24 protein-coding genes and 1 pseudogene are annotated in these 24,402 nt (G+C 62.5%); 11 read left to right on the top strand and 14 right to left on the bottom strand.

The features are described from left to right. Positions 1–181 precede the first annotated feature (181 nt). Together NKH97_RS31940 and NKH97_RS31935 are read left to right on the top strand one after the other, a co-directional pair. Positions 182–1,303, top strand: a complete 1,122-nt coding sequence (locus tag NKH97_RS31940) for a carbohydrate ABC transporter permease (RefSeq protein WP_128305443.1) — start codon at positions 182–184, stop codon at positions 1,301–1,303. A gap of 6 nt (positions 1,304–1,309) precedes the next feature. Continuing rightward, positions 1,310–2,227 (top strand): carbohydrate ABC transporter permease, encoded by a 918-nt coding sequence (locus tag NKH97_RS31935; protein WP_126069360.1) that lies wholly within the window; start codon positions 1,310–1,312, stop codon positions 2,225–2,227. Positions 2,228–2,280: 53 nt separating this feature from the next. Here NKH97_RS31935 and NKH97_RS31930 read toward each other — a convergent pair whose 3' ends face one another. Then, complete coding sequence (locus NKH97_RS31930) at positions 2,281–3,024, bottom strand: creatininase family protein (protein WP_128305444.1); 744 nt, start codon at positions 3,022–3,024, stop codon at positions 2,281–2,283. Between the two features lie 3 nt (positions 3,025–3,027). Further along, a complete protein-coding gene (locus NKH97_RS31925) occupies positions 3,028–3,666 on the bottom strand; it encodes an SIS domain-containing protein (protein ID WP_502895317.1) in 639 nt (212 codons plus the stop codon). 105 nt (positions 3,667–3,771) lie between these two features. Here NKH97_RS31925 and NKH97_RS31920 point away from each other — a divergent pair, with 105 nt between their 5' ends. Next, on the top strand, positions 3,772–4,794 hold the full coding sequence (locus tag NKH97_RS31920) for an aldo/keto reductase (protein ID WP_352774762.1): 1,023 nt from the start codon (positions 3,772–3,774) through the stop codon (positions 4,792–4,794). An 84-nt stretch (positions 4,795–4,878) separates the two neighbouring features. Here the strand turns inward: NKH97_RS31920 and hupB are convergent, their stop codons facing one another. The 4 genes from hupB to NKH97_RS31900 form a co-directional block, all read right to left on the bottom strand. Next, positions 4,879–5,151 carry a DNA-binding protein HupB gene (hupB, locus tag NKH97_RS31915; protein WP_023810287.1) on the bottom strand — a complete coding sequence of 91 codons (273 nt, stop codon included), beginning with the start codon at positions 5,149–5,151 and terminating at the stop codon, positions 4,879–4,881. 297 nt (positions 5,152–5,448) lie between these two features. Beyond that, complete coding sequence (gene lon, locus NKH97_RS31910; protein ID WP_023810286.1) at positions 5,449–7,860, bottom strand: endopeptidase La; 2,412 nt, start codon at positions 7,858–7,860, stop codon at positions 5,449–5,451. A gap of 305 nt (positions 7,861–8,165) precedes the next feature. Next, the gene (gene clpX, locus NKH97_RS31905) at positions 8,166–9,440 is read right to left on the bottom strand and encodes an ATP-dependent Clp protease ATP-binding subunit ClpX (RefSeq protein ID WP_013532190.1); all 1,275 of its coding nucleotides are present in this window, start codon (positions 9,438–9,440) and stop codon (positions 8,166–8,168) included. Positions 9,441–9,737: 297 nt separating this feature from the next. Then, positions 9,738–10,367, bottom strand: coding sequence for an ATP-dependent Clp protease proteolytic subunit (locus NKH97_RS31900; RefSeq protein WP_023810285.1), 630 nt, complete (start codon positions 10,365–10,367; stop codon positions 9,738–9,740). A 337-nt stretch (positions 10,368–10,704) separates the two neighbouring features. Between NKH97_RS31900 and NKH97_RS31895 the strand changes: the two are divergent. Further along, positions 10,705–11,295, top strand: a pseudogene (locus tag NKH97_RS31895) (hypothetical protein). Between the two features lie 49 nt (positions 11,296–11,344). Then, positions 11,345–12,727: a pyridoxal phosphate-dependent decarboxylase family protein gene (locus tag NKH97_RS31890; RefSeq protein WP_128305446.1), complete on the top strand. Its 1,383-nt coding sequence runs from the start codon at positions 11,345–11,347 to the stop codon at positions 12,725–12,727. Between the two features lie 19 nt (positions 12,728–12,746). On the opposite strand, the gene NKH97_RS31885 is transcribed toward NKH97_RS31890, so the two are convergent. After that, the gene (locus NKH97_RS31885) at positions 12,747–13,850 is read right to left on the bottom strand and encodes an NAD(P)/FAD-dependent oxidoreductase (RefSeq protein ID WP_128305447.1); all 1,104 of its coding nucleotides are present in this window, start codon (positions 13,848–13,850) and stop codon (positions 12,747–12,749) included. Positions 13,851–13,953: 103 nt separating this feature from the next. On the opposite strand from NKH97_RS31885, the gene NKH97_RS31880 reads away from it, so the two are divergent. Next, positions 13,954–15,204: a cytochrome P450 gene (locus NKH97_RS31880; RefSeq protein ID WP_128305470.1), complete on the top strand. Its 1,251-nt coding sequence runs from the start codon at positions 13,954–13,956 to the stop codon at positions 15,202–15,204. 66 nt (positions 15,205–15,270) lie between these two features. After that, positions 15,271–15,987, top strand: a complete 717-nt coding sequence (locus NKH97_RS31875; protein WP_352799747.1) for a transporter substrate-binding domain-containing protein — start codon at positions 15,271–15,273, stop codon at positions 15,985–15,987. Positions 15,988–16,057: 70 nt separating this feature from the next. On the opposite strand, the gene NKH97_RS31870 is transcribed toward NKH97_RS31875, so the two are convergent. From NKH97_RS31870 to NKH97_RS31845, 6 genes are all read right to left on the bottom strand, one after another. Then, positions 16,058–16,408 (bottom strand): cupin domain-containing protein, encoded by a 351-nt coding sequence (locus tag NKH97_RS31870; RefSeq protein WP_128305448.1) that lies wholly within the window; start codon positions 16,406–16,408, stop codon positions 16,058–16,060. Positions 16,409–16,414: 6 nt separating this feature from the next. Then, complete coding sequence (locus tag NKH97_RS31865) at positions 16,415–17,695, bottom strand: O-acetylhomoserine aminocarboxypropyltransferase (protein ID WP_352799744.1); 1,281 nt, start codon at positions 17,693–17,695, stop codon at positions 16,415–16,417. 159 nt (positions 17,696–17,854) lie between these two features. Then, positions 17,855–18,376 (bottom strand): CoA-binding protein, encoded by a 522-nt coding sequence (locus tag NKH97_RS31860; RefSeq protein ID WP_023810278.1) that lies wholly within the window; start codon positions 18,374–18,376, stop codon positions 17,855–17,857. Further along, positions 18,373–19,149 carry an AAA family ATPase gene (locus NKH97_RS31855; protein WP_352632498.1) on the bottom strand — a complete coding sequence of 259 codons (777 nt, stop codon included), beginning with the start codon at positions 19,147–19,149 and terminating at the stop codon, positions 18,373–18,375. The genes NKH97_RS31860 and NKH97_RS31855 overlap by 4 nt, the downstream gene beginning before the upstream one ends. Next, positions 19,149–19,571 carry a VOC family protein gene (locus NKH97_RS31850; protein WP_023810276.1) on the bottom strand — a complete coding sequence of 141 codons (423 nt, stop codon included), beginning with the start codon at positions 19,569–19,571 and terminating at the stop codon, positions 19,149–19,151. The genes NKH97_RS31855 and NKH97_RS31850 overlap by 1 nt, the downstream gene beginning before the upstream one ends. A gap of 10 nt (positions 19,572–19,581) precedes the next feature. Then, positions 19,582–20,403 carry an enoyl-CoA hydratase gene (locus tag NKH97_RS31845; protein WP_352632500.1) on the bottom strand — a complete coding sequence of 274 codons (822 nt, stop codon included), beginning with the start codon at positions 20,401–20,403 and terminating at the stop codon, positions 19,582–19,584. A 150-nt stretch (positions 20,404–20,553) separates the two neighbouring features. Here NKH97_RS31845 and NKH97_RS31840 point away from each other — a divergent pair, with 150 nt between their 5' ends. The 3 genes from NKH97_RS31840 (at position 20,554) to rpsI (ending at position 22,183) form a co-directional block, all read left to right on the top strand. Continuing rightward, positions 20,554–21,018 (top strand): PaaI family thioesterase, encoded by a 465-nt coding sequence (locus tag NKH97_RS31840; protein ID WP_027162402.1) that lies wholly within the window; start codon positions 20,554–20,556, stop codon positions 21,016–21,018. Between the two features lie 216 nt (positions 21,019–21,234). Next, on the top strand, positions 21,235–21,699 hold the full coding sequence (gene rplM / locus NKH97_RS31835) for a 50S ribosomal protein L13 (RefSeq protein ID WP_013532205.1): 465 nt from the start codon (positions 21,235–21,237) through the stop codon (positions 21,697–21,699). 1 nt (position 21,700) lies between these two features. Next, a complete protein-coding gene (rpsI, locus tag NKH97_RS31830) occupies positions 21,701–22,183 on the top strand; it encodes a 30S ribosomal protein S9 (RefSeq protein WP_023810272.1) in 483 nt (160 codons plus the stop codon). Between the two features lie 156 nt (positions 22,184–22,339). Here the strand turns inward: rpsI and NKH97_RS31825 are convergent, their stop codons facing one another. Then, entirely contained in the window at positions 22,340–23,239 is a 900-nt protein-coding gene (locus NKH97_RS31825; RefSeq protein ID WP_023810271.1) for a LysR family transcriptional regulator, read from the bottom strand. A gap of 91 nt (positions 23,240–23,330) precedes the next feature. On the opposite strand from NKH97_RS31825, the gene NKH97_RS31820 reads away from it, so the two are divergent. Further along, positions 23,331–24,203, top strand: a complete 873-nt coding sequence (locus NKH97_RS31820; RefSeq protein WP_128305454.1) for an aldo/keto reductase family oxidoreductase — start codon at positions 23,331–23,333, stop codon at positions 24,201–24,203. Positions 24,204–24,402: the final 199 nt, after the last annotated feature.

Here is a 24,402-nt window from a genome sequence, read left to right as displayed (position 1 = left end):
CCCGCCCCCCGGGGGGCGGCCGGTCACCCCCCCCCCCCCACCCCCCCCCCACAAACCCACCCCCACCCCCAACCGGCGCCCCTCGCGTTGCGCGCGCCCCTCCCCCCGGCCGCCCCCCCCCCCCCCCCCACCACTTTAGACCGGCTCCGGCTCCTCGAGAGCCTTCAAACGGGCGAGATTTGTGGCTGACCAGACTTCGACCGCGAACCAGTGGCCGGCAGATGCCGGCCCTTCCGATCTGATCTCTCCAGGCCGCAAACGCCTTGGCTGGGCGCTGATGGCCGTTGCGACGCTTGGCCTGCTGGCGACGATCGTGCTGGAGATCCTCTACAAGGGCAGCGCCGATACGATCGGCTTCGAGACCTGGCGCCCCGTCGTCTATGCCTATGTTCTGTGGGGCGTGGCGATCGGCGCCGGCCAGGTGCTGACGCGCGGCGAGGATGGCCAGCGTGCCCTGTTCCTGCTGCCGGCGCTGCTGTTCACCATCGCCATGGTGATCTTCCCGACGCTGTTCGGATTCTACATCGCCCTCACCGACTGGAACCTCAGTTCCTTCAGTGGCCGCAAGTTCAACGGGCTCGACAATTTCTGGCAGATGCTGGCCGATCCCTACTACCGCAACGCGCTGTTCAACATGGTGCTCTATGTGCTGGCGGTGGCGGTCGAATATGTCATCGCCTTCGGCCTGGCGCTGCTCCTCAACGCCCAGATCCGGGCGCGAAAATTCTTCCGCGTCGTCTTCCTGATGCCGCTGATGCTGTCGCCGGTCGCCGTGTCGTGGATGATCGGCAAGTCGCTGATGGAATACCGGTTCGGACCGGCCGCAACGCTGGCGCGCCATCTCGGCTGGGAAAATCCGGCCTTCTTCTCCGACCCGATCATCGCGCGCATATCGATCATGATACTGGATGCCTGGACCTTCATTCCGTTCATGATGATCATGCTGCTGGCCGGGCTGCAGGCGATGTCGCGCGAGGTGCTCGAAGCCGCACGCGTGGACGGCGCCAGTGCGTGGCAGACCTTCTGGCAGGTCACTTTTCCGCTGATGCTGCCGGTGTCGGTGACGGCGGTGATCCTGCGCATCATCTTCAAGCTGAAGCTTGCCGACATCATCATCACGGTGACGTCCGGCGGCCCCGGCGGCGCCACTGATTCCGTGTCGAGCTTCATCTACCGCGAATATCGCGACCGCTCGAATGTCGGCTACGGAACCATGCTGGCGATGGCCTATCTGGTGATCATCGTCGTGTTCGTCACGTGGCTGTTGAAATTTGCCAACCGTTTTGTCCGAAATGTGAATTGAGCTGAGATGAGCGTTCAGACCACCGAATATGTCGCCTCGGAGATCCGCTCGCCGGCGAGCTTCCTCGCCAGCCGCGTCTTCATCTATGGGGCGCTGGCCTTCTGGGCGTTCATCTGCCTGTTCCCGATCTACTGGACGATCACGACCTCATTCAAAACGGCGGTCGATGTCACGCAAGGCCATCTCATTCCCTTCGTCGACTTCCAGCCGGATTGGAAAGGCTGGCGCTCGCTTGGCCTGTCGCCGGACTCGATCTTCCAGACCTCGACGGTGCGCGAGGAATTCCTCAAGCGCTTCATGAATTCGGTGATCACCTCGGTCGGCGCGTCGAGCCTCGCCATCGTCATCGGCAGCCTCGCCGCCTACGGGCTCACCCGCTATCGCTATCATTTCGCCTGGTTCAAGAACGAGGACATCTCGTTCTTCTTCCTGTCGCAGCTGATCCTGCCGCCGGTGGTGCTCGCACTACCCTTCCTGGTGCTCTACCGCGAGGTCGGCCTGCTCGACACGCGCATCGGGCTGATCCTGCTCTACACGCTGATGGTGCTGCCGATCGTCATCTGGATCATGCGCGACCAGTTCAACTCGATCCCGGTCGAGCTCGAGGAAGCCGCACTTGTCGACGGGCTGTCGATCTGGGGCGCCTTCTTCCGCATCGTCATGCCGATCGCGCTACCGGGCATGGTCGCCGCCTTCATCCTGGCGATGGTGCTGTGCTGGAACGAGTATTTCTTCGCCGCCCTTTTGACCTCGACCGACGCCAAGACCATCCCGGTCATGGTGGCGAGCCAGACAGGCTCGCAAGGCATCAACTGGTGGTCGATGGCAGCGCTCGCCACGGCGGCTATCGCGCCTCTCGCCGTCATCGGCATAGCGCTCGAGCGCTATCTGATCATGGGCATGACCGCGGGAGCGGTGAAGTAGCAGGGCGGCCTCTTCCCTTCTCCCCATTGTCTTGTGGGAGAAGGAAGACCGCGCTAGGCCCCTAGAATCATCCGCAGGTGATCGAGGATCATAGCCACACCCTTCTGCCCAAGCTCAGCCGAAGCATCCTTGGCGCTCGCCGTATACCAGCTCTTGTTGTCGTCGAAGTGACCGGCGTCCACCGCCTCCGGGCATAGCGCCAGCATCAGCGATGTCTCGCCGATGCCGGCATGGTCGAACGGGTACTTGCCGTTCATGTCAGCCGGCATCAGCGGATGAACCTGTACCCAGTTGAAGAAATTTTCACCCGCGGCGTGCCCGGAATAGTAGTCGGCCATCGCCTGCGAACCCCACCAGCCCTCGCCGCGCTCCTTTTCGAGAAAGCGGAAGATCGCCTGGCGGCCGGCGGTCTTGAACGCCAGATCGGTCGGCATGCCGGCGGCGAAATTCTCGGTCTGGTGGTGGATGATGGCGTGGATGTTGCGAAAGCCGATGCGCAGCAGGCTGTAGAACAGTTCCTCGCCAAACGGCGCCAGCGCAGCGCCGCCGACCTGCACCGAGCCGCTGCCTTCCGGCGGCGCCACCGCGTAGCTCGCCGCACCGTAGTAGAACGGCGGCAGGATGACGACGTCCCTCTCCTTCTCGAACAGCTCCAGCGTCTTGACGACGGCCAGCGTGTCCATGCCGACCGCCATGTGCTCGCCATGGTATTCGAGCACGCCGAGCGGCAGAGCGACCGGCCAATTCTCGGCGATCGCCCTGCGGATCTGGTGTGGCAGCATCAGTTCGTAGCGCATGATCTATTCCATGTTGGTGTGGCGGGCGCGCATTGCTTCAGGCGACGCGCCAATCAATTCCCTGAGCTTCAGCACCATCACCTCGAACAGCAGGAACAGTGCGCCTTCGAACACCGAGCCCATCGGCAGGACCGATGTTTTTTGCGCCCCCTGATCGTTGGCCATGGTCTGCGCGGGAATGAGCAGGGTGAAGTCGGCAAGCCTTGCCGCGCTGGCTTCGGCCTGGGCGGTCAACAGGAGATTGGTTGCACCTGCTTGGCGCGCGACCTGCATCAAGGTCAGCACGGTCGAGGTCTCTCCCGGCCCGGAACTGACCAGGAAGACATCGCCCTGCCCCAGCGGCGGTGTGTTCATGTCGCCGACCACGGAAACCGGCAGGCCCAAATGGTAGAGCCGCATGGCAAAACCCTTGACCTGCAAGGCCTCGCGGCCGCAGCCATAGACGACGATCTGTCGCGCGCCGGCCAGCATTTTGCAGGCGGCGTCGATCCGGCTTTCGTCGATGCGTGCCAGCACGCCGCCGAGCTCCTCAAGCGCGGTCTCGAACAGGCTTTTGCTCTTGTTGCTCACCGCAAACCTGCCATTGAAAATTACCCTGGGATTTGCCGCTCTTGCTGCTACGAACAGCTTGATTTCGTTCATGCTAGCAACCGCGAAAATGCGTGTCCAACGCGCAGCGATGCTTTTGCCGGACCACAGGCATGATAGTGTCATGTCAGACAAATCAAACGAGGCAAACGGCAGCATATGAAGACACGGCATTTCGACCGCATCGGCAATGGCGGCATCAGTTTCACCGAGCTCGGCTTCGGCACGGCGCCGCTCGGCAACCTCTACCGTGCCGTCTCCGACGAGGACGCCAACGCCACGCTGGAGGCCGCCTGGGCGACCGGCTGCCGCTACTACGACACCGCGCCGCTCTATGGGCTCGGCCTCTCGGAAACGCGGCTCAACCCGTTCCTGCGCGGCAAGAAGCGCGACGACTATGTGCTGTCGAGCAAGGTCGGCCGCATCATGCGTGCCTGCCCGCCCGAAGAGCGCACCGGCATCGGCAAATTCTTCGACACGCCGTCGCGCCGCGAGGTGTACGACTACAGCTATGACGGTGTCATGCGCTCATTCGAAGCCTCGCTTGAGCGCCTCGGCGTCGACCGGATCGACATCCTCTTCGTGCACGATGTCGACATCTTCACCCATGGCAGCAAGGAGGCCTCCGACCGGCGCATCGAGGAGTTCATGCGCTCGGGCTATTACGGCTTGCTGTCGCTGCGCGACCAGGGCGTGATCAAGGCGTTCGGTGGCGGCATCAATGAGTGGCAGGTCGCGCAGACGCTGGCCGAGCGCGGGGACTTCGACCTGTTCCTGCTGGCCGGGCGCTATACGCTCTTGGAACAGGAGGCGCTGACGTCCTTCCTGCCGCTCTGCCAGGCACGCGGCATCGGCATCGTTCTCGGCGGCCCCTACAACTCCGGCATCCTGGCGACCGGACCGAAGCCCGGCGCCTACTACAACTACTCCGAAGCGCCGAAGGACATCCTCGACCGCGTCGCCGGCATCGAGAGCGTCTGCAAGCGTCATGGTGTCAGGCTGATCGAGGCCGCCCTGCAATTCCCGCTGCTGCATCCTTCAGTCGTTTCGGTGATCCCCGGTGGGCAGCGGCCGAGCGAAGTCGAGAGCAATCGCTCGCTGCTCGATGCGAAACTGCCCGCAGCCCTTTGGGCCGATCTCAAGAAGGAAGGCCTTATGCGCCCTGAAGCGCCGACCGCATAGCCGGCCGCCGTCGCGTCAGCGTCTGGCACAAAAATGAAAAGCCGGGCAAGCCCGGCTTTTCTGGTCTCTGAAAAGAAAAAACGCTTAGTTGACTGCGTCCTTGAGGCCTTTGCCGGCCGAGAACTTCGGCACGGTACGCGCCGGGATCTTCACTTCGGCGCCGGTCTGAGGATTGCGGCCGGTCGAGGCGGCACGCTTTGACACGGTGAAATTGCCAAAGCCGACAAGCCGGACATCGCCGCCCTTCTTCAGTTCGCCGGTGATGGTGGAAAATACCGCATCGACCGCCGACTGCGCGTCACCCTTCGAAATGCTCGCGGCGTCGGCGACAGCGGACACCAGTTCGTTCTTGTTCATAAAAATTCCCTTCCATGAGAACACCGGAACTAACGACTCATCCGGCAGGAAACGGACTTTAGAAAGAAGCGTTGCCGCAACCAAGTCGAAAAGGCAGGAAAAAAGCGGAAAAAGCCCGGAAATGCTGGGTTTTTCACATGAAAAAGCCGGGCGCTAGGCCCGGCTCTCCGTTTGTGCGCTGCAACCTTGACGAAAACCAACACATGGCCCCGAAACCGTAGCCGGTTTTCGGCAGGGGCCATGCGCAAGTCTGAGCGTTAGAGCGTCCTTTGCGCGTCCAGATGGACGCCCGGAACTCTAATGCGCCAGGGACTTTCCAGCGTCGTCGGCACTGTCTGTCGCGGCCGGCGGATTGACCGGCTCGACCCATTCGATCGGCTCCGGCATACGCACCAGCGCGTGGCGCAACACCTCGCCGACACGTGAGACCGGAATGATCTCCATGCCGTTCTTCACATTGTCCGGAATCTCCGCCAGGTCCTTGGCATTGTCTTCCGGGATCAGCACCTTCTTGATGCCGCCGCGCAGTGCGGCGAGCAGCTTCTCCTTGAGCCCGCCGATCGGCAAGATGCGGCCGCGAAGCGTTATCTCGCCGGTCATCGCCACATCCGCCCGGACCGGAATACCCGTCAGTACCGACACAATGGCTGTCGCCATGGCAGCACCTGCCGACGGGCCGTCCTTCGGCGTGGCGCCTTCCGGCAAGTGCACGTGGATGTCGCGCTTGTCGAACAGCGGCGGCTCGATGCCGAAATCGACGGCGCGCGAGCGGACATAGGAGGCCGCCGCCGAAATCGATTCCTTCATCACGTCGCGCAGGTTGCCGGTCACCGTCATGCGGCCTTTGCCGGGCATCATGACGCCTTCGACCGTCAGCAGTTCGCCGCCGACTTCCGTCCAGGCAAGACCTGTGACGACACCGACCTGATCGTCAGCCTCGACCTGGCCGAAGCGGTAGCGCTGCACACCAAGGTAATCGGAGAGGTTCTCCGCCGTGATGCTCACCGTCTTCTTCTTCGTCTTCAGGATTTCGGTCACCGCCTTGCGCCCGAGCTTCATCAGCTCGCGCTCCAGGCTCCTGACGCCCGCTTCACGGGTGTAGGTCTGGACGATGGCGCGGATCGCGTCCTCACCGACGGAAAACTCCTTCGGCTGCAGCGCATGATCGCGGATCACCTTCGGCATCAGGTGCCGCTTGGCGATCTCGATCTTCTCGTCCTCGGTGTAGCCGGCAATACGGATGATCTCCATGCGGTCCATCAAGGGCGCCGGGATGTTCAGCGTGTTCGCCGTCGTCACGAACATGACGCTCGACAGATCGTATTCGACCTCGAGGTAATGGTCCATGAACGTCGAGTTCTGTTCCGGATCGAGGACCTCGAGCAACGCCGATGACGGATCGCCACGGAAGTCCTGGCCCATCTTGTCGATCTCGTCGAGCAGGAAGAGCGGGTTGGACTTCTTGGCCTTCTTCATCGACTGGATGACCTTGCCGGGCATCGAGCCGATATAGGTGCGCCGGTGACCACGGATCTCGGCCTCGTCACGCACGCCGCCAAGCGCCATGCGGATGAATTCGCGACCGGTCGCCTTGGCGATCGACTTGCCGAGCGAGGTCTTGCCGACGCCGGGAGGGCCGACGAGGCACAGGATCGGCCCCTTCAGCTTCTTCTGGCGGCTTTGCACGGCGAGATACTCGACAATGCGCTCCTTGACCTTGTCGAGGCCGAAATGATCGGTGTCGAGCACGTTCTGCGCAAAAGCCAAGTCCTGCTTGACCTTGGAGTTCTTGCCCCACGGAATCGACAGGATCCAGTCGAGATAGTTGCGCACGACGGTCGATTCAGCCGACATCGGCGACATCGTCCGGAGCTTCTTCAACTCGGCTTCCGCCTTTTCGCGGGCCTCCTTGGAGAGCTTGGTCTTCTTGATGCGCGCCTCGATCTCGGCGGCCTCGTCGCGGCCGTCCTCACCTTCGCCGAGTTCCTTCTGGATCGCCTTCATCTGCTCGTTGAGGTAGTATTCGCGCTGCGTCTTCTCCATCTGGCGCTTGACGCGCGAGCGGATGCGCTTCTCCACCTGCAGGACGGAGATTTCGGCTTCCATGAAGCCCATAGCCTTTTCCAGCCGCTCCTTGACCGAGAGCGTGGCCAGCATTTCCTGCTTCTCAGGGATCTTGATGGCGAGATGCGAGGCAACCGTGTCGGCGAGCTTGGAATAGTCGTCGATCTGGCTGGCAGCACCCACCACTTCGGGCGAGATCTTCTTGTTCAGCTTGACGTAGTTCTCGAAGTCGGTGACGACCGAACGCGCCAGCGCCTCAACCTCGACCTCTTCCTCTTCCGGCTCGACCAGCGCCGCGGCGCGGGCCTCGTGGAAGTCGGGACGGTCGGTGAACGAGACGATTTTCGCACGCGAAGCGCCTTCGACCAGAACCTTGACGGTGCCGTCGGGTAGCTTGAGCAATTGCAGCACATTGGCGAGCGTGCCGATGTCGAAGATGGCATCGGGCTCGGGATCGTCGTCGGCGGCATTCATCTGGGTGGCAAGCAGGATCTGCTTTTCCTGACCCATCACCTCTTCCAGCGCCTTGATCGACTTCTCACGCCCGACGAAGAGCGGCACGATCATGTGCGGGAACACCACGATGTCGCGCAGTGGGAGAACTGCGAAGACGCCGTCGCTGGGTGCCTTGGATACTTTGGCCATTGTCCAACCTTTCATGTCGCGGCCGCCAATCAGCCAACCGCGAATCTTATATTAACGACCGGGGATCGTTCCGCCTACCACCGTTTATGACGGGAGTTTTACAGCACAGAAATCGGGCACCTCGGCCTTCTCCAGTTAGTTGGATGCACGACCCCCAAAGATCAAGGGGCGCGTCCAAATCCGCACTTCCAACCCGTCCGCGAGTGACACATTTGCGACGCCAAGCCGTACGCCGCGCAAAACCCCTGCGCGACAGCAAAACGGCGCCTTGCGGCGCCGTTCCAGAATTTCGCTGCGGGCTCATGTCAGGCGCTGACATTGCCCTTCTTTTCCTTCTGCTCGGAGTAGATGTAGAGCGGCCGGGCACTGCCGGTCACCACCTCCTCCGAAATCACCACTTCGCGCACGCCTTCGAGCGCGGGAAGCTCGAACATCGTGTCGAGCAGGATCGCCTCCATGATCGAACGGAGGCCGCGCGCGCCGGTCTTGCGCTCGATGGCGCGCTTGGCGATCGCCGAAAGAGCGTTCTCGTGGAAGGTCAGGTCGACATTCTCCATCTCGAACAGCCGCTGATACTGCTTGACCAGCGCGTTCTTCGGCTCGGTCAGGATCTGGATCAGCGCCGGTTCGTCGAGGTCTTCCAGCGTCGCCAGAACCGGCAGACGGCCGACAAATTCGGGGATAAGACCGAACTTCAACAGATCCTCGGGCTCGACCAGGCGGAAGACATCGCCAGTGCGGCGATCCTCCGGCGAAGCGACGACCGCGCCGAAGCCGATCGAGGTCTTGCGGCCGCGATCCGAGATGATCTTGTCCAGCCCGGCGAAGGCGCCGCCGCAGATGAACAGGATGTTGGCCGTATCGACCTGCAGAAACTCCTGCTGCGGGTGCTTCCTGCCGCCCTGCGGCGGCACGGAGGCGACGGTGCCTTCCATGATCTTCAAGAGCGCCTGCTGCACGCCCTCGCCCGACACGTCGCGGGTGATCGAGGGATTGTCCGACTTGCGCGAAATCTTGTCGATCTCGTCGATGTAGACGATGCCGCGCTGGGCGCGCTCGACATTGTAGTCGGCCGATTGCAACAGCTTCAGGATGATGTTCTCGACGTCCTCGCCGACATAGCCGGCTTCGGTCAGCGTCGTCGCATCAGCCATGGTGAAGGGCACGTCGATGATGCGGGCCAGCGTCTGCGCGAGCAGCGTCTTGCCGCAACCGGTCGGGCCGATCAAAAGGATGTTGGACTTCGCCAGTTCGACATCGTTGTTCTTGCCGGCATGCGCGAGGCGCTTGTAGTGGTTGTGGACCGCCACCGACAGCACGCGCTTGGCGTAGGGCTGACCGATGACATAGTCGTCGAGAACCTTGAGGATCTCCTGCGGTGTCGGCACGCCTTCGCGCGACTTCACCATCGAGGTCTTGTTCTCTTCACGGATGATGTCCATGCAGAGTTCGACGCACTCGTCGCAGATGAAGACCGTCGGACCGGCGATCAGCTTGCGCACTTCGTGCTGGCTTTTGCCGCAAAACGAGCAGTAAAGCGTGTTCTTGGAATCGCCGCTGTTGTTGCCGACCTTGCTCATTTTCATGTCCTTTCATGGCCGCCCGCCGATGGTCTGGCTGAAAGGGCGCATACTCTATCTATCGCGGGAATCCGCCGCCGCCAGTGTGTCCCGGCTCCCGCAACGCATTCCGTACGAAACACAAATCAGAAAACGTGGCAATGATTCGCGACAACCCCGCATAAAGCTAAGCCGCCGAAACTCAACATAGCCTTAACGTAGGCAATCCTGTCCCCCGAGGGAACAGCCAATTGTGGCCGAAATGCCGCAAGACACACCAAAAGCGCGTGATGCCGCCATCCAACTGCCAATAAGCCCTTATGCCACAGCGCCTTCAGGCGGCTCGCGCGACGAAATGACCTTGTCGATGAGGCCGAAATCCCTGGCTTCGTCAGCGGTCATGAAATGGTCGCGGTCGAGCGTCTTCTCGATCTCTTCGTAGCTCTTGCCGGTGTGCTTGACGTAGACCTCGTTGAGGCGACGCTTCAGCTTGATGATATCCAGGGCATGGCGCTCGATGTCGGACGCCTGGCCCTGGAAGCCGCCGGAAGGCTGGTGAACCATGATGCGGGCGTTCGGCGTGGCAAAGCGCATATCCTTGTGGCCGGCGGTCAGGAGCAGCGAACCCATCGAAGCCGCCTGGCCGATGCAGAGCGTCGACACGGCCGGCTTGATGAACTGCATGGTGTCGTAGATCGCCATGCCGGAGGTGACGACGCCGCCCGGCGAATTGATGTAGAGGTTGATTTCCTTCTTCGGATTCTCGGCTTCGAGGAACAAAAGCTGCGCGCAGACCAGCGTCGCCATGCCGTCCTCGACCGGACCGGTGATGAAAATGATGCGCTCCTTGAGGAGACGCGAGAAAATGTCGTAGGCCCGCTCGCCGCGATTGGTCTGTTCGACCACCATCGGAACGAGGTTCATGTAGGTTTCGACGGGGTTCTTCATCAGTTGTCTCTTATCTCGCGGTGGGATTCCGGCGCCGGGAATGCTGGCGGATCGGGCAGAATCGGTTCTGGATCGTTATTCCGTAAATAGGATGCCGGCTCATCCTTGTGCAAGGCCGACCCCTCCTAGCCATCTGGGTAAGTCGAATCAAGCTTTCTGACCAAGGATTCGCGGCGGCGGATGCTTCCGCGGGTCCGGAGCCGCATGGCCGGCCGCGCAAGGTAGCAGTTTCTTAACCGCGTCACTTAACGAAATGCGCCGAAACCGCTTTTCTCCGAAACGGCTTCCTCTACAATTCAACGTTGAACTTATGCGTGGAGTTCAACAGGGGAGTGTCATGTCCGGGAAGACCGCATGCTTCACCATTGCCGGGCTGACCATGCTCGGCACGATTTCGCAGACAGCGGCCGGCGGCCGGGCCGTCGAATGCTATGAACCTGTCCGCAGTCCGGCCGTCTACGACACGGTCTAGGAAGACGTGCTGATCAGCCCGCCCGGCCAGCAGGTCGACTATACGCCCGCCATCTACGGTACCCGCGAGCGCGTCGTGATGACCGTTCCGGCGCAAGTGACCTACCAGATCGTGCCGGCCGTCACCCGCACCGTCTACCGCACGGTCCGGGTCGATGGCGGCGGCTACTCCTGGGAATGGCGCGTCATCCATGGTCGCAAGGTGCTGTGCAGGGTATGGCACAAGGCGCGCTACGAACGTGTTGCCAAAACCGTGGTGGTCCAGCCCGAACGCACGCGGCGCGTCGTCATTCCCGCACAATACGACAGAATCGCCCAGGAGGTGCTGGTGCGGCCGGGGCAAAGGCGCGTCATCGATGTTCCCGCCTCCTACCAGACCGTCGCGCGCCGCGTGCTGGTTCGCGAAGGTTCATCGGGCTGGCGGCGGGTGCATATTCCCAGGCATTGCCAGGATTAGCGAGCATAGCGTAACCTGCGTCGCAGCGGATCTCCGTAGGGCTGAGGGCATGCGCGACCTGGAAATTTCCAATCAGGAATTGTCAGACCTTGCCGAAGAAGCCTTGGCGCTTGCCAAAGGTTACTGGGCCTCCCTCGAGGAACGTCGGACGTATCCCACGACCAGCGGCAAACAGACGACCGAACTGTTCTCGCGGCCTTGGCAGGAGAGCGGCCGCGGACGGGAAGTCTTGCAGGATTTCAAGTCGATCGCGGAGCATGTGCGGCCTTCAACCGGCAGATTCTTCGGTTATGTCGTCGGCTCCGGCGAACCGGTCGGCGCGCTGGGGGAGCTGCTGGCTGCGGTGCTCAATCAGAATGTGACGTCGTGGCGGTCGGCTCCGGCTGCGACATCGATCGAACGCGCCGTGGTCGGGTGGTTGGCGGAGGCTGTCGGTTGCCCCGGATTTACAGGCAGCCTGTGCGGCGGCGGCTCGACGGCGAACCTCATGGCCCTGGGGATGGCGCGGGAAGCGAAGCTGCCAGCCAACGAAACAGGCGTACGGCCCTGCGTGATCTATGCTTCCGAGCAAGTGCACATGTCCATTCCAAAGGCCGTCGCGCTGTTGGGGATCGGTAGAAAAAATCTCCGTTTGATCCCTGTCGACGACAAATTCAGGATGCGGACGGATGCCCTCCAGGCGGCTATCGCCGTCGACCGCGAGGCCGGAAACATGCCCATCGCCATCGTGGCCACGGTCGGCACCATCATCTCCGGTGCGATCGATCCCCTTCCCGAGATTGCAGACATCGCCCGGAGGGAGGCGCTGTGGATGCACGTCGACGGTGCCTACGGAGGGCTGGCGGCTCTTGCGGCGCCGGAAAAGTTCCAAGGGTTGTCTTCGGCGGATTCGCTGTCACTGGATGCGCACAAATGGCTCTATCAGCCACTCGATTGCGGCTGCCTGCTCTATCGTCACCCGGACATTGCGCGAAAGACTTTTTCGCACAGCGACGACTACGTCAGGATACTGAGCGATGACCCTACGGAAGCATTTGCGTTCTTTGAGGAGTCGATCGAACTCTCTCGACGCTTCCGTGCGCTGAAGCTCTGGATGTCGCTGCAGTATCACGGACGCCGTGCCTATCGCGAAGCCATCGCCCGCGATCTCAACCATGCCCAGATGTTGGCGCAGGCAATCGCGTCGCAGCCGGAGTTGGAACAGCTTGCACCCGTATCGCTAAGCGCAGTCTGTTTCCGCCACCGCTCAAAGAACAATGAAGCGATCCTGCGCCGCGTGATCGCGCGCGGCCGGGTGTATCTGTCGAATGCGACGATCAACGGCCATTTCGCGCTGCGCGCGTGTTTCGTCAATCACCGAACGACCCCAGATGACGTGCAGGCGATTGTGTCCGAAGTCATTGCCGCCGCAGACGAAATCATCGCTGAGTGAGTCTTCAACCTGGCGGCGTTCAGGCCACTTCCGCCCGCAGCCATGTCTTCAGGCCGGCGATGTCGCCGTCGCCCACCGCGGCCGCAACGCGCCGGCCGACCGCAGCGCCGAATTTGTAGCCATGGCCGGAGCAGGCCGAGACGATCAGGCATTTTCCTCGCTCGTGAGCGAAGAACTTCTCATCTTCGGTGAAGGTGTAGGCGCAGGTGACCACCTCGGTCACCCTGTATTCCTCGATGCGCGCGATCGGCGGCGAAAACAGGTTGCGGATCGCCTCGCCCTCGCCCGCCACCGGCTGACGGTTCCAATCGGCGTCGCTGGTCGGCACCCTGTGCAGCCCGGACCCGAATTTCATGCCGGCGCCGCCGGAGGGCGGGATCACATAGCCGTCGATCGCGCCGCCGACATCGAGGACAACCGGTGCCACCCGCCAGGCGGCCTTGAGGTCGGCCGGCGGTTCGACATAGGCGAGTGCGGTTCGATAGGTCTTCAGCTCGCCGTCCAGTTCCGGAAACAGTTTCAGCACCCAGGCGCCGGCGGCGACAACGATACGGTCGGCCTGCATCGTCTCGCCGCTTTCGAGCACGATGTGGCCGGCTTCGGCGTCGACTTCGATGACCTTGCTGTTTTCGTAGACATTGGCGCCGTTGGCGCGCAGCCAGTTTGCCATGCCGGAGGCTATCTTGCGGCAATGCAGGGCGCCGCCTTCGGTCGAGAAATAGGCGTAGCGAAACGAGCCGGCTTCGAGAAACGGCCAGCGTTTCACTGCTGCATCGGGCTCCAGCAATTCGAACGGAAAATTGCCTTCTTCCAGGCCCTCGCGATATTCCTCGGCCTCGTCGCCCGGTTCGCGCGAAACGCAGACAAATCCGCGCGCATCAAGATGGCTTTCGCCGAGATCGGCCCACATCTCGTCCCAGGCCTGGTAGGCTTCGGTGATCAGCCGGCCATAGCCGGTCCCCGCGCGGTAAGCGCGGCGGATGATGCGATGATGGTCGCCCGACGCGGCCATCGGGTTTGGGATCGGCCCTTGCTCGACGATCGAAACGCTGTGGCCGGCCTTGACCAGCGACCACGCCGTGGAGAGACCGGCAATGCCCGCGCCGACAACGATCACATTCATCAAATCAGACTTTCCGCAGCCGGTTGGCTGGCTCAACGTATTCGATTGCGGGCGCCAACATACGGTCTGGAACCAGGCTGGCAAGCCGCGCTATTGGTCTGGCATGAGCAAATTGACGCCACCCGCCCTGGTCTTTGATCCAGCCACTCGACGCCTGCGGCTCGACCCGCACGAGCCGGCCTTTTTTCAAAACCCTTATGATGCCTATGCTTTCCTGCATGGCGTATCGAATGCATTCTTCTGGGAAGAATTCGGCTTCTGGTGCTTTGGCGGCTTCGACGACGTCAACCGGCTGCTGCGCGACCGCCGCTTCGGCCGCCAGAACCCGGCCGGCATTCCAGACAGCCGCGGCATTGGACAGGACCGCAGCCATCTCAGGGCCTTCGACGGGCTCGAAGCCAATTCGATGCTGGAACTGGAGCCGCCGGTGCACACGCGTCTGAGAACACTGGTCAACCGCGCCTTCGTCTCGCGCCAGGTCGAAAGGCTGCGGCCGCGTGTCGAGGCCTTGGCCAACGACCTGATCGACCGTTTCGAACCAGGCAAGACGGTCGACCTGTTGCCTGCTTTCGCGGCGCCCTTGCCGATCACCATCATTGCCGAAATGCTCGGCGTGCCGGTCGAAATGGGGCCGCAACTGCTCGACTGGTCGCACCAGATGGTTGCCATGTATATGCATGGCCGCACCCGCGAAATCGAAGAGACGGCCAACCGCGCCGCGCGCGAATTTGCGGATTTCCTCCGTGGCTACGTCACCGAACGACGCAGGAATCCCGGCGACGACCTTTTGTCGCTGCTGATCTCGGCGCAGGAGGATGGCCAAAAGCTGTCGGAGGACGAGATGGTGTCCTCGGCGATCCTGCTGCTCAATGCCGGCCATGAAGCGACCGTGCACCAGACCGGCAATGCCGTCCGCTCGATCCTTGCGCAAGGGGGCGATGTCAGCCGCTTCTTCGGCTCGCCCGAGACGACCGCGGCAACGGTCGAGGAATGCCTGCGGTTCGACGCGCCGCTGCACATGTTCACGCGCTACGCCTATCAGGAGATCGAAGTCTCGCCCGGCATCGTCGTGCAGCCGGGGCAGACGATCGGGCTGCTGCTTGGCATGGCCAATCATGACCCGCGCGCCTTCGCCGATCCCCTCGCTTTCCGGCCCGACCGTGCCGACCAGAAGAACGTCTCCTTCGGCGCCGGCATTCATTTCTGCATCGGCGCGCCGCTCGCCCGGCTCGAATTGCAGGTGTCGCTGAAAACCTTGTTCGAACGGCATCCGAAGCTGCATCTTGCTGAAGAGGCGCGGTTCCGCGACACTTACCACTTCCATGGGCTGGAAACGCTCGCCGTCGGCTTTTGACGATCGCGAACCTGGGGCTGCCTCAGCCAGTTTCCGGCAAAATAGGACGGCGACGCTTTGCCTGACATGACCGAGTTGAAATTCGCCTTCCTGGAAGAACCGCCATTTTGCTTCACCGGCGCATCGGGCGAGGTCTCAGGCTGTGACGTCGAGCTTGCGCGCAGGCTCGGTGACATGCTCGGATTGGCGAGCTTTAAGCCGATCGAAACCGAATTCGCTGAGCTGCTGCCTGGGCTGGTCGAGGGCCGTTGGACCATGACGACCGGCCCGTTCGTCTCCGAAGAGCGCAGGCAGCTTGTCGACTTCACTCGGCCGATATGGGCGTTGCAGGATGGGTTGCTGGTCGCGGCGGACAATCCGTGCGGCTTTCGCGGCTACCAATCCATTGCCGAGGACCGGACCGCGTTGATTGGGGTCATAACCGATCAGGTTCAGCATCTTACGGCATTGCACAACGGAATAGCGCCTGGGCAGATCAGGATGTTTGCAACGCAGGCGGATGCGGCGGACGCAGTGGCCAACGGCGTCGTGCACGCCTATGCCAGCGTCGCCATGGCGCATCGAGGCTATCTGACCCGGCGGCCCGAAATGCGGCTTGGACTTGTCGAGGTTCCCCCGGTTGAAAAGCAGCCGTCGGCCGGTGCCTTCGCGATCGCCAAAGGCAATTCAGCCCTGCTCCGGCGCGTCGATGCTTGCCTCGATGAATTGGTGGGCAGCGACTGGCACCGACAGATGATGGCGCGATACGGATTCTCGGACAGCGATATCGATCGCATCGTTTGATCCGCGCATCTTTTGTTGTTCGACCATGATCTTTACCCGAAAACCGGCCTCCACTTTTCGGGATCATGGTCTACAGCTTGATCACATACTCCTTGCGAGTCGTCTCAAGCACTTCCCAGCTGCCTTTGAAGCCGGGCCTCAGCACGAAGCTGTCGCCGGCCTTGACGGTGCGTGCCTGCCCGCCGTCTTCCGCGATCACCGAAACGCCAGACAGGATGTGGCAGAACTCCCACTCGTCATAGACGATGCGCCATTTGCCCGGGGTCGATTCCCAGATGCCGGCGTAGAGGCCGCCGTCGCGCTCCTCGACATTCCAGGTGCGGAATTTGGGATCGCCCGAGATCAGCCGGTCCGGTGCCGGCGCGCCCTGTTCGGCGTCGACAGTGTCGACGCCGATGGCAAGAATTTTTGACTCGCTCATGATCGGTCAGACCTTGGCAAGCGCCTGTTCGAGGTCGGCGACGATGTCGTTAACGTCCTCGATGCCGATCGAAAGCCGCACCGTGTCCGGTCCTGCGCCGGCCTTGACCTTCTGCTCGTCGGAAAGCTGGCGGTGCGTGGTCGAGGCCGGGTGGATGACCAGCGACTTGGTGTCGCCGACATTGGCCAGGTGCGAGAACAGTTCGAGCGCCTCGACGAATTTGACGCCGGCGTCATAGCCGCCCTTGAGAGCGAAGGTGAACACGGCGCCGGCGCCAAGTGGTGAGTATTTCTTCTGCAGCGCGTTGTTCTTGTCGCTGGGCAGGCCGGGATAGTTCACCGAGGCAACCTTGGGGTGGTTGGACAGCCAGGCAGCAACCGTCACGGCGTTGTCGCAGTGGCGCTGCATGCGCAGCGGCAGGGTTTCCAGGCCGGTCAGGATGAGGAAGGCGTTGAACGGCGAGATCGCCGGGCCGAGATCGCGCAGGCCGAGCACACGCGCGGCAATGGCGAAAGCGAAATTGCCGAAGGTTTCGTGCAGGACGAGGCCGCCATATTCGGGGCGCGGTTCCGACAGCATCGGATATTTGCCCGACTTCGACCAATCGAAGGTGCCGCCATCGACGATGGCGCCGCCGATCGAATTGCCGTGACCGCCGATGAATTTGGTCAGCGAATGGACGACGATGTCGGCACCATGCTCAATCGGCCGGATCAGGTAGGGCGAGGCCAGCGTGTTGTCGACGATCAACGGCAGGCCGTGCTTGCGTCCGATGTCGGCGATCTTCTCGATATCGACGAAGGTGCCGCCCGGATTGGCCAGGCTCTCGATGAAGAGAGCCTTGGTCCTGTCGTCGATCTGGCTTTCGAAGGTCGAGATGTCGTTGGTGTCGGCCCAGCGCACCTCCCAGCCGTAATTCTTGAAGGCATGGCCGAACTGGTTGATCGAACCGCCATAGAGCTTGTTGGCGGCAACAAAATTGTCGCCAGGCTGCATCAGATTGTGGAACACGATCACCTGCGCGGCATGGCCGGAGGCGACCGCAAGAGCCGCCGTGCCGCCTTCGAGGGCCGCCATGCGCTCTTCCAGCACCGCCTGGGTGGGGTTCATGATGCGGGTATAGATGTTGCCGAAAGCCTTCAGTCCGAACAGTGAGGCGGCATGGTCGGCATCGTCGAAGACGAAGGAGGTCGTCTGGTAGATCGGCGTGGCGCGAGCGCCGGTCGCCGGGTCGGGCTTGGCGCCGGCATGGACGGCGAGCGTGTTGAAACCTGGCGTGCGGGTCACTGAAAACCTCCCTGAAAAACCTTCTGAAATTCGCCGGGCATTCTTGGCGAAGCCCGGCCTCGAATGCAAAGAAGAAAATACCCTTCCGTGCAGGACCTTCTATCAAGCGGCAGGAAAATACGGCGTTTGCCGGAATAATTTTGCGCTTTCGCCCCTCGCCTATTTCTGGCGGACGCCAAAACTCTGGAAGCCAGAGCGCATCAGCGGCTTCTTCGACGACAGCACGCCGGAATTGACGCCGGTCCAGCCGATCTCGCCGGACAGCTTGCCATATTCGATTTTGGGGCAGCGGTTCATCACCACCTTGATGCCCGCGGCCTCGGCGCGCGCGGCTGCCTCGTCATGGCGCACGCCAAGCTGCATCCAGATGACTTTCGGCAGGGGATCGAGCCGCAACACCTCGTCGACGATGCCGGGCACTGCCGCCGGCGCGCGAAAAATGTCGACCATGTCGACCGGCTCCGGAATATCGGCGAGCCTGGCATAGGTCATCCGACCGAGTATCTCCTTGCCGGCCTGGCCGGGATTGATCGGGAACACCGAAAAGCCCTTGGCCAGCAGATATTTCAGCACGAAATAGCTTGGCCGCACATCATTGGCGGACGCGCCGACCATGGCGACGGTCTTCACCGAATTGAGGATGCCGGCGATGTAGGTGTTGTCGTAGCTATCGTGGATCATGCCTCGTCCTCATACAACGCCTCGTCGAGAAAGCCATCCGGGTCATTGCTAAAATCGCGCAGCATGCGGAAGTGGTCCGTGTCGCGAAAGTCGGCGGGTTCCAGCCCGAACCGGCTGATGCGGAACAGCCGCGCGCCGGGACAGGCCATCAGCAGCGGCGAATGCGTCGCCATGATCACTTGCGCGGTGCCCGACTGGTCCATGCGCCGCAGCATCTTGAGCAGTTCGATCTGGCGCGTCGGGGACAGTGCGCTCTCGGGTTCATCGAGGATGTAGATGCCTTGCCTGCGGCAGCGCTCCTCGAAAAATCGGATAAAGCCCTCGCCATGCGACCAGGACAGGAAGTCCGGCGGCGCCCCGCCAGACTCCAGCGCTGCCTGATCGAGATAGCGGGCCACGGAGTAGAAGGATTCGGCACGAAAGAACCAGCCGGCGGTGACTTTCGGCAGCCAGTGACCGCGGAATGTGTTGGCCAATGCAGCACCACTCTTGTCGATGGCGCTGGAATGGTCCACCGGCCGATAGCCCTTGCCGCCGCCGGCCTCATCATAGCCGGCCAACGCGCCGATCGCCTCGAGCAGCGTCGATTTGCCGGTGCCGTTCTCGCCGACAATGATGGTGATCGGCGTGGTGAATTCGAGCTCGAACTCATGGCCGCGAAACAGCGGCAGGTTCCAGGGATATTTTTCCCAATCCTCGACCCGCGCGGGATCAAGCAGGATACGCTTGAGGTAGGGAGCTTTGAGCCGCGTCAGCTGCTTGCGATGGGCCATCAGCCGGGGAGCGAAATCGTGCCGTCTTCCGCGATCGGAAAGGCCGGATTGTGCGCCACTTCCCAGACATGCCCGTCGGCGTCGGCGAAGTAGCCGTACCAGCCGCCCCAAAAGGCCCGGCCGGCCGGCTTGACGATGCGGCCGCCGGCTTTTTGCGCCCTGGCGAGCACGTCGTCGACTTCGGCGTCGGAGCGGGTGTTGTAGGCGAGGTAGACCGCCGATGGCGCCGCGGCGAAGGCAATGCCGGAATCCTCTTCTGCGCTGGCACGTGGGAACAGGCCAAGAATGACGCCGCCCATCTGGAAGAAGGCGACACCGTCGGTGATACCGGCATGCCGCTTCAAGCCCATCGCCTCGTAGAAGCGCACCGCACGGTCGAGATCGTCGGTAGCAATGGTGATGATGGAGATGCGCGGTTCCATGACGTTCTCCTTACTCGTCCTTCCATTCCGGCTTGCGCTTGCCGATGAAGGCACCGATGCCCTCCTCCGCGTCGCGTGCCAGCATGTTCTCAACCATGATCCGGCCCGTATAGGCATAGGCGTCCGCCAGGCCCATCTCGGCCTGCGCGTAAAAAGCCTCCTTGCCGGTCTTGACCACCAAAGATGATTTGGAAGCAATGGTTTGCGCGTATTTGGTGACAATCTGATTCAGATATTCGCGCGGCACGACACGGTTGACCAGGCCGAATTCCTTGGCGGTCGCCGCATCGATCGTCTCGCCGGTCAGCAGCATCTCCATCGCATGCTTGCGCGAGACATTGCGCGACAGCGCCACCATCGGCGTCGAGCAGAACAGGCCGATGTTGACGCCCGGCGTGCAGAAAGTCGCCTCATGCGAAGCGATCGCCAGGTCGCAGCTGGCGACCAGCTGCAGCCCGGCGGCGGTGGCCAGGCCGTCGACTTCGGCGATGACAGGCAAGGGATGGCGCACGATGGCCTGCATCAGCGTCGCACAAGCGGCAAACGTCTCCGCGAAGAAGGCCTTGCCATGATCGGCGTCAGTGCGGCGCGCCGTCATTTCCTTGAGATCATGGCCGGCGCAGAACACCTTGCCGGCTGCCGACAAAACGATCACGCGAGCCGCCTTATCGGCCTTGGCGCGCTCGAGTTCGGCCGTCAGCGCCGCCATCACCGCCAGCGACAGGGCGTTGGCGGGCGGATTGGTGAGTGTGAGGCGCAGCACGCCCTTGTCCAGTCGTGCAACAACCGGACCCTCAACGGCGGCAGGCTTGATGGCAAGGATTTCGGCCATGGATAAGGTCTCCGCGATTCCGCTGGGGCTGCCAGAGTATCTAATACCGGATCAGGTTTCGTCCAACACCGATCGCTTGCACCAGGGGACGAAGATTGTCAGAAATGCCGCGCCGCGCCCATACAGGTGGGCCAAAAACGAGAGACCGACATGCCCGCCCAAACCAATTTGAAGCCGGTGCTGACCGCGCAACAAGTCAATGCGCTGATGGAGACCGTCTATCCGCAGCTCAATGAGCAGTTCAAATATTTCGAGGCGATCGACGTGTTCCCCGGCGGCTGCACCGTGCGGCTCAACGCCGGCGAGCGGCACTTGCGTCCGGGCGGCACCGTATCCGGCCCTTCGCTGTTCACGCTGGCCGACATTGGCGGCTACGTCTGCGTGCTCAGCCATGCCGGGCCGGATGCGCTTTCCGTTACCGTCAACCTCGACATCAATTTCGTGCGCAAGGCCGAAGCCGGACCGATCGATGGCCATTGCCGCATCCTGAAGCTGGGAAAAAGCCTGATGGTGTTCGATATCGACATCGTCGCCGGCCCGGACGGACACACGGTGGCGCACGCCACCGGCACCTATTCGATCCCGCCAAAGCGAAATGGCGATGTGGTAAAATAATACCTTTCACCTAAACTATTGTTTTTGCACTACTTTACCTGCTATCGACCGTTTCGTGCACCTTGACGCCACAAACACCCTCGCCTATAAGCCCGTCACGAAGCAGCGGCCCGCAAAGGCCGCCGCTTTGTTATTGGCGGCGGGCAGCGTCCTTCCGACAATCCAAGCAACAAGAAACGCCTTCTCTTATGAAGGTCAGAACCGAGAGCAGAAAACATGACAACCTTTTCGCAGAAGCCTGCGGATGTGGTGAAGAAGTGGATCCTGATCGACGCCGAAGGTCTCGTCGTCGGTCGTCTGGCCACTGTCATCGCCAATCATCTTCGCGGCAAGCACAAGCCGACCTTCACCCCGCATGTCGACGACGGCGACAACGTCATCGTCATCAATGCCGACAAGGTGGTGTTCACCGGCAAGAAGTTCACCGACAAGGTCTATTACTGGCACACCGGCCACCCAGGCGGCATCAAGGAGCGCACCGCGCGCCAGCTGCTCGAGGGTCGTTTCCCCGAGCGTGTCGTCGAGAAGGCCGTTGAGCGCATGGTCCCGCGTGGCCCGCTCGGCCGTCGCCAGATGAAGAACCTGCGCGTCTATGCAGGTGCCGAGCATCCGCATGTCGCCCAGCAGCCCGTCGTGCTCGACGTGGCCAAGCTGAACGCCAAGAACAAGAAGGTCGCATAAGATGGCTGAGCTTTCCTCGCTCGCAGAACTGGGCGCCGCCACCGGCAACACCAACACCCAGCCGGCGGCCCCCGTCCATGTCCAGAAGCTCGACAAGTCGGGCCGCGCCTATGCCACCGGCAAGCGCAAGAACGCCATTGCGCGCGTCTGGGTGAAGCCGGGTTCCGGCAAGATCATCGTCAACGACAAGGAATTCGCGACCTATTTCGCGCGTCCTGTCCTGCAGATGATCCTCAACCAGCCGATCATCGCCTCCAACCGCGCCGGGCAGTACGACATCGTCGCGACAGTTGTCGGCGGCGGTCTCTCCGGCCAGGCTGGCGCCGTGCGTCACGGTATCTCCAAGGCGCTGACCTACTACGAGCCGACGCTGCGCGCCGTGCTCAAGAAGGGCGGCTTCCTGACCCGCGACAGCCGCGTCGTCGAGCGCAAGAAGTACGGCAAGGCGAAGGCCCGTCGTTCGTTCCAGTTCTCGAAGCGCTAAACGCTCCGCAGCTTCAGACCATCGAAAGGCCGCCTCCGGGCGGCCTTTTTGTTTGCGGCTCGGCAGTCACCCCATCCGCGCCTGCGGCGCGACCTCCCCTCGATGGGGAGGTCGGCGCGTAGTGCCGGTGGGGTGATGGCGCCGTCAAAAAACAGGTCAGGCCTTGCCGCCCTTGATATAGTCGATGAACGCCCGCAGCGGGGCCGGAACCAGGCGCCGGCCGGGATAATAGAGGAACGGTCCGGGAAAACTCGGCCACCACGGTTCGAGAATGGGCTCAAGCGCGCCGCTTTCGAAGTAAGGGCGAAGCCAGCCCTCGAAGAGGCCGATGATGCCGGTGCCCGCGATGGCCGTATCGACGGCAAGATCGGTCGCGCCGCCGATGCGCACGATCAGCGGCCCTGTCGGATCGACCCGCACCACCTCACCGTCGCGCTCGAACTCCCAGGGCAGCATCGCACCGCTGGCAAAGCGCCCGCGCACGCAAGAGTGGCCAAGCAGGTCGCTCGGGTGTTGCGGTCGCCCATGGCGAGCAAGATAGGCAGGGCTGGCGGCGGTGGCGAAGCGCTGCACGCGCGGTCCGATCGGCACCGCGATCATGTCCTGCTCCAGCCGCTCGTCATAGCGGATGCCGGCGTCACACCCGGCCGCCAGCACATCGACAAAGTTCTCATCGGCGATCACTTCCAGGCGGATGCCGGGATAGGCGGCGAGGAAACCCGGCACGATATCGGGCAAGATCAACCGCGCGGCGCTGACCGGCACATTGAGACGCAGCGAGCCCGCCGGCCTGTCGCGAAAGCCGTTCACCACGTCCAGCGCCGCCTCCACCTCCGACAGCGCCGGGCCGAGCCGCTCCAGCAGGCTGAGGCCCGCCTCGGTGGGAACAACGCTGCGCGTCGTGCGGTTGAACAGCCTGACACCGAGCTGCACTTCCAGCCGACGCACCGCCTCACTCAACCCGGAGGCGCTGCCGCCGCTCGCACGCGCGCCATCGCGAAAACCGCCGGCGCGCGCCACCGCCACGAAGGCGTTCAGATCGCTGAGGTCCATCATTGTTCGCCATTCCGCACGGCCTGTGTGGATTGTACCGGATTATCACGAGGTTGGGCAGCGCCTATCTCTGCCTCCTCAAAGGAGATCAATCATGTCCAACATCCAACAATCCGGCACCTTCAAGCTCGGCAGTCATACCGTGAAGCGGCTCGGCTACGGCGCCATGCAGCTCGCCGGTCCCGGCGTTTTCGGACCGCCTAGGGACCATGACACGGCATTGGCCGTGCTGCGCGAGGCGATTGCGCAAGGCATCGACCATATCGATACCAGCGACTTCTATGGCCCGCACGTCACCAACCTTTTGATCCGCGAAGCGCTGGCGCCTTACCCTGACGATCTCGTCATCGTCACCAAGATCGGCGCCCGGCGCGGCGCGGATGGATCGTGGTTGCCGGCCTTTTCTGCCGAAGCGCTGACCCAGGCGATGCATGACAATCTCAGCAATCTCGGGCTCGATGTGCTCGACGTCGTCAACCTACGCATCATGTTCGATACCCATGGTCCAGCCGAGGGATCGATCGAAGCGCCGCTCACCGTGCTGGCCGAGCTTCAACAACAGGGCCTGGTCAGGCACATAGGATTGAGCAACGTGACGCCGGCCCAGATCGCGCAAGGACGCGGGATCGCCGAGATCGTCTGCGTGCAGAACCAGTACAATCTTGCGCATCGCGGCGACGACGCCCTGATCGACGACCTTGCCCGCGACGGCATCGCCTATGTGCCGTTCTTCCCGCTCGGCGGCTTCAACCCGCTGCAATCCTCCACCCTGTCGGAAATCGCGGCGCGCCTCGGCGCCACGCCAATGCAGGTTGCGCTCGCCTGGCTGCTGCGCCGCTCGCCCAACATCCTGCTGATTCCCGGCACATCGTCGGTCGGACATTTGCGGGAAAACCTCGCTGCTGCCGAACTCAAGCTTTCGGACGATGTGCTGGGGGAGTTGGATGGGATGGCTAAGGCGGCCTGAGGCGCAGGATTTGCATGCAGCTATGGAAGCTAGGACCGTCTTCGGACGGCCTTTTTAGGGCCCGGCAGTCACCCCACCCGGCGCTTCGCGGGCCCCCCCCCCCCCCACGGGGGGGGGGGGGGGGGCGGTTAACACCACCCGGGGGGGTTTAAAACAAACCCGCACCCCCCGCGGGGGAGGGGATGGGGGGTGGGGGGGG

Origin of the sequence: Mesorhizobium sp. M0870, assembly GCF_040319775.1 — a bacterium.
Taxonomy (GTDB): Bacteria; Pseudomonadota; Alphaproteobacteria; order Rhizobiales; family Rhizobiaceae; genus Mesorhizobium.
This window is presented reverse-complemented; position numbering and strand designations above follow the sequence as displayed.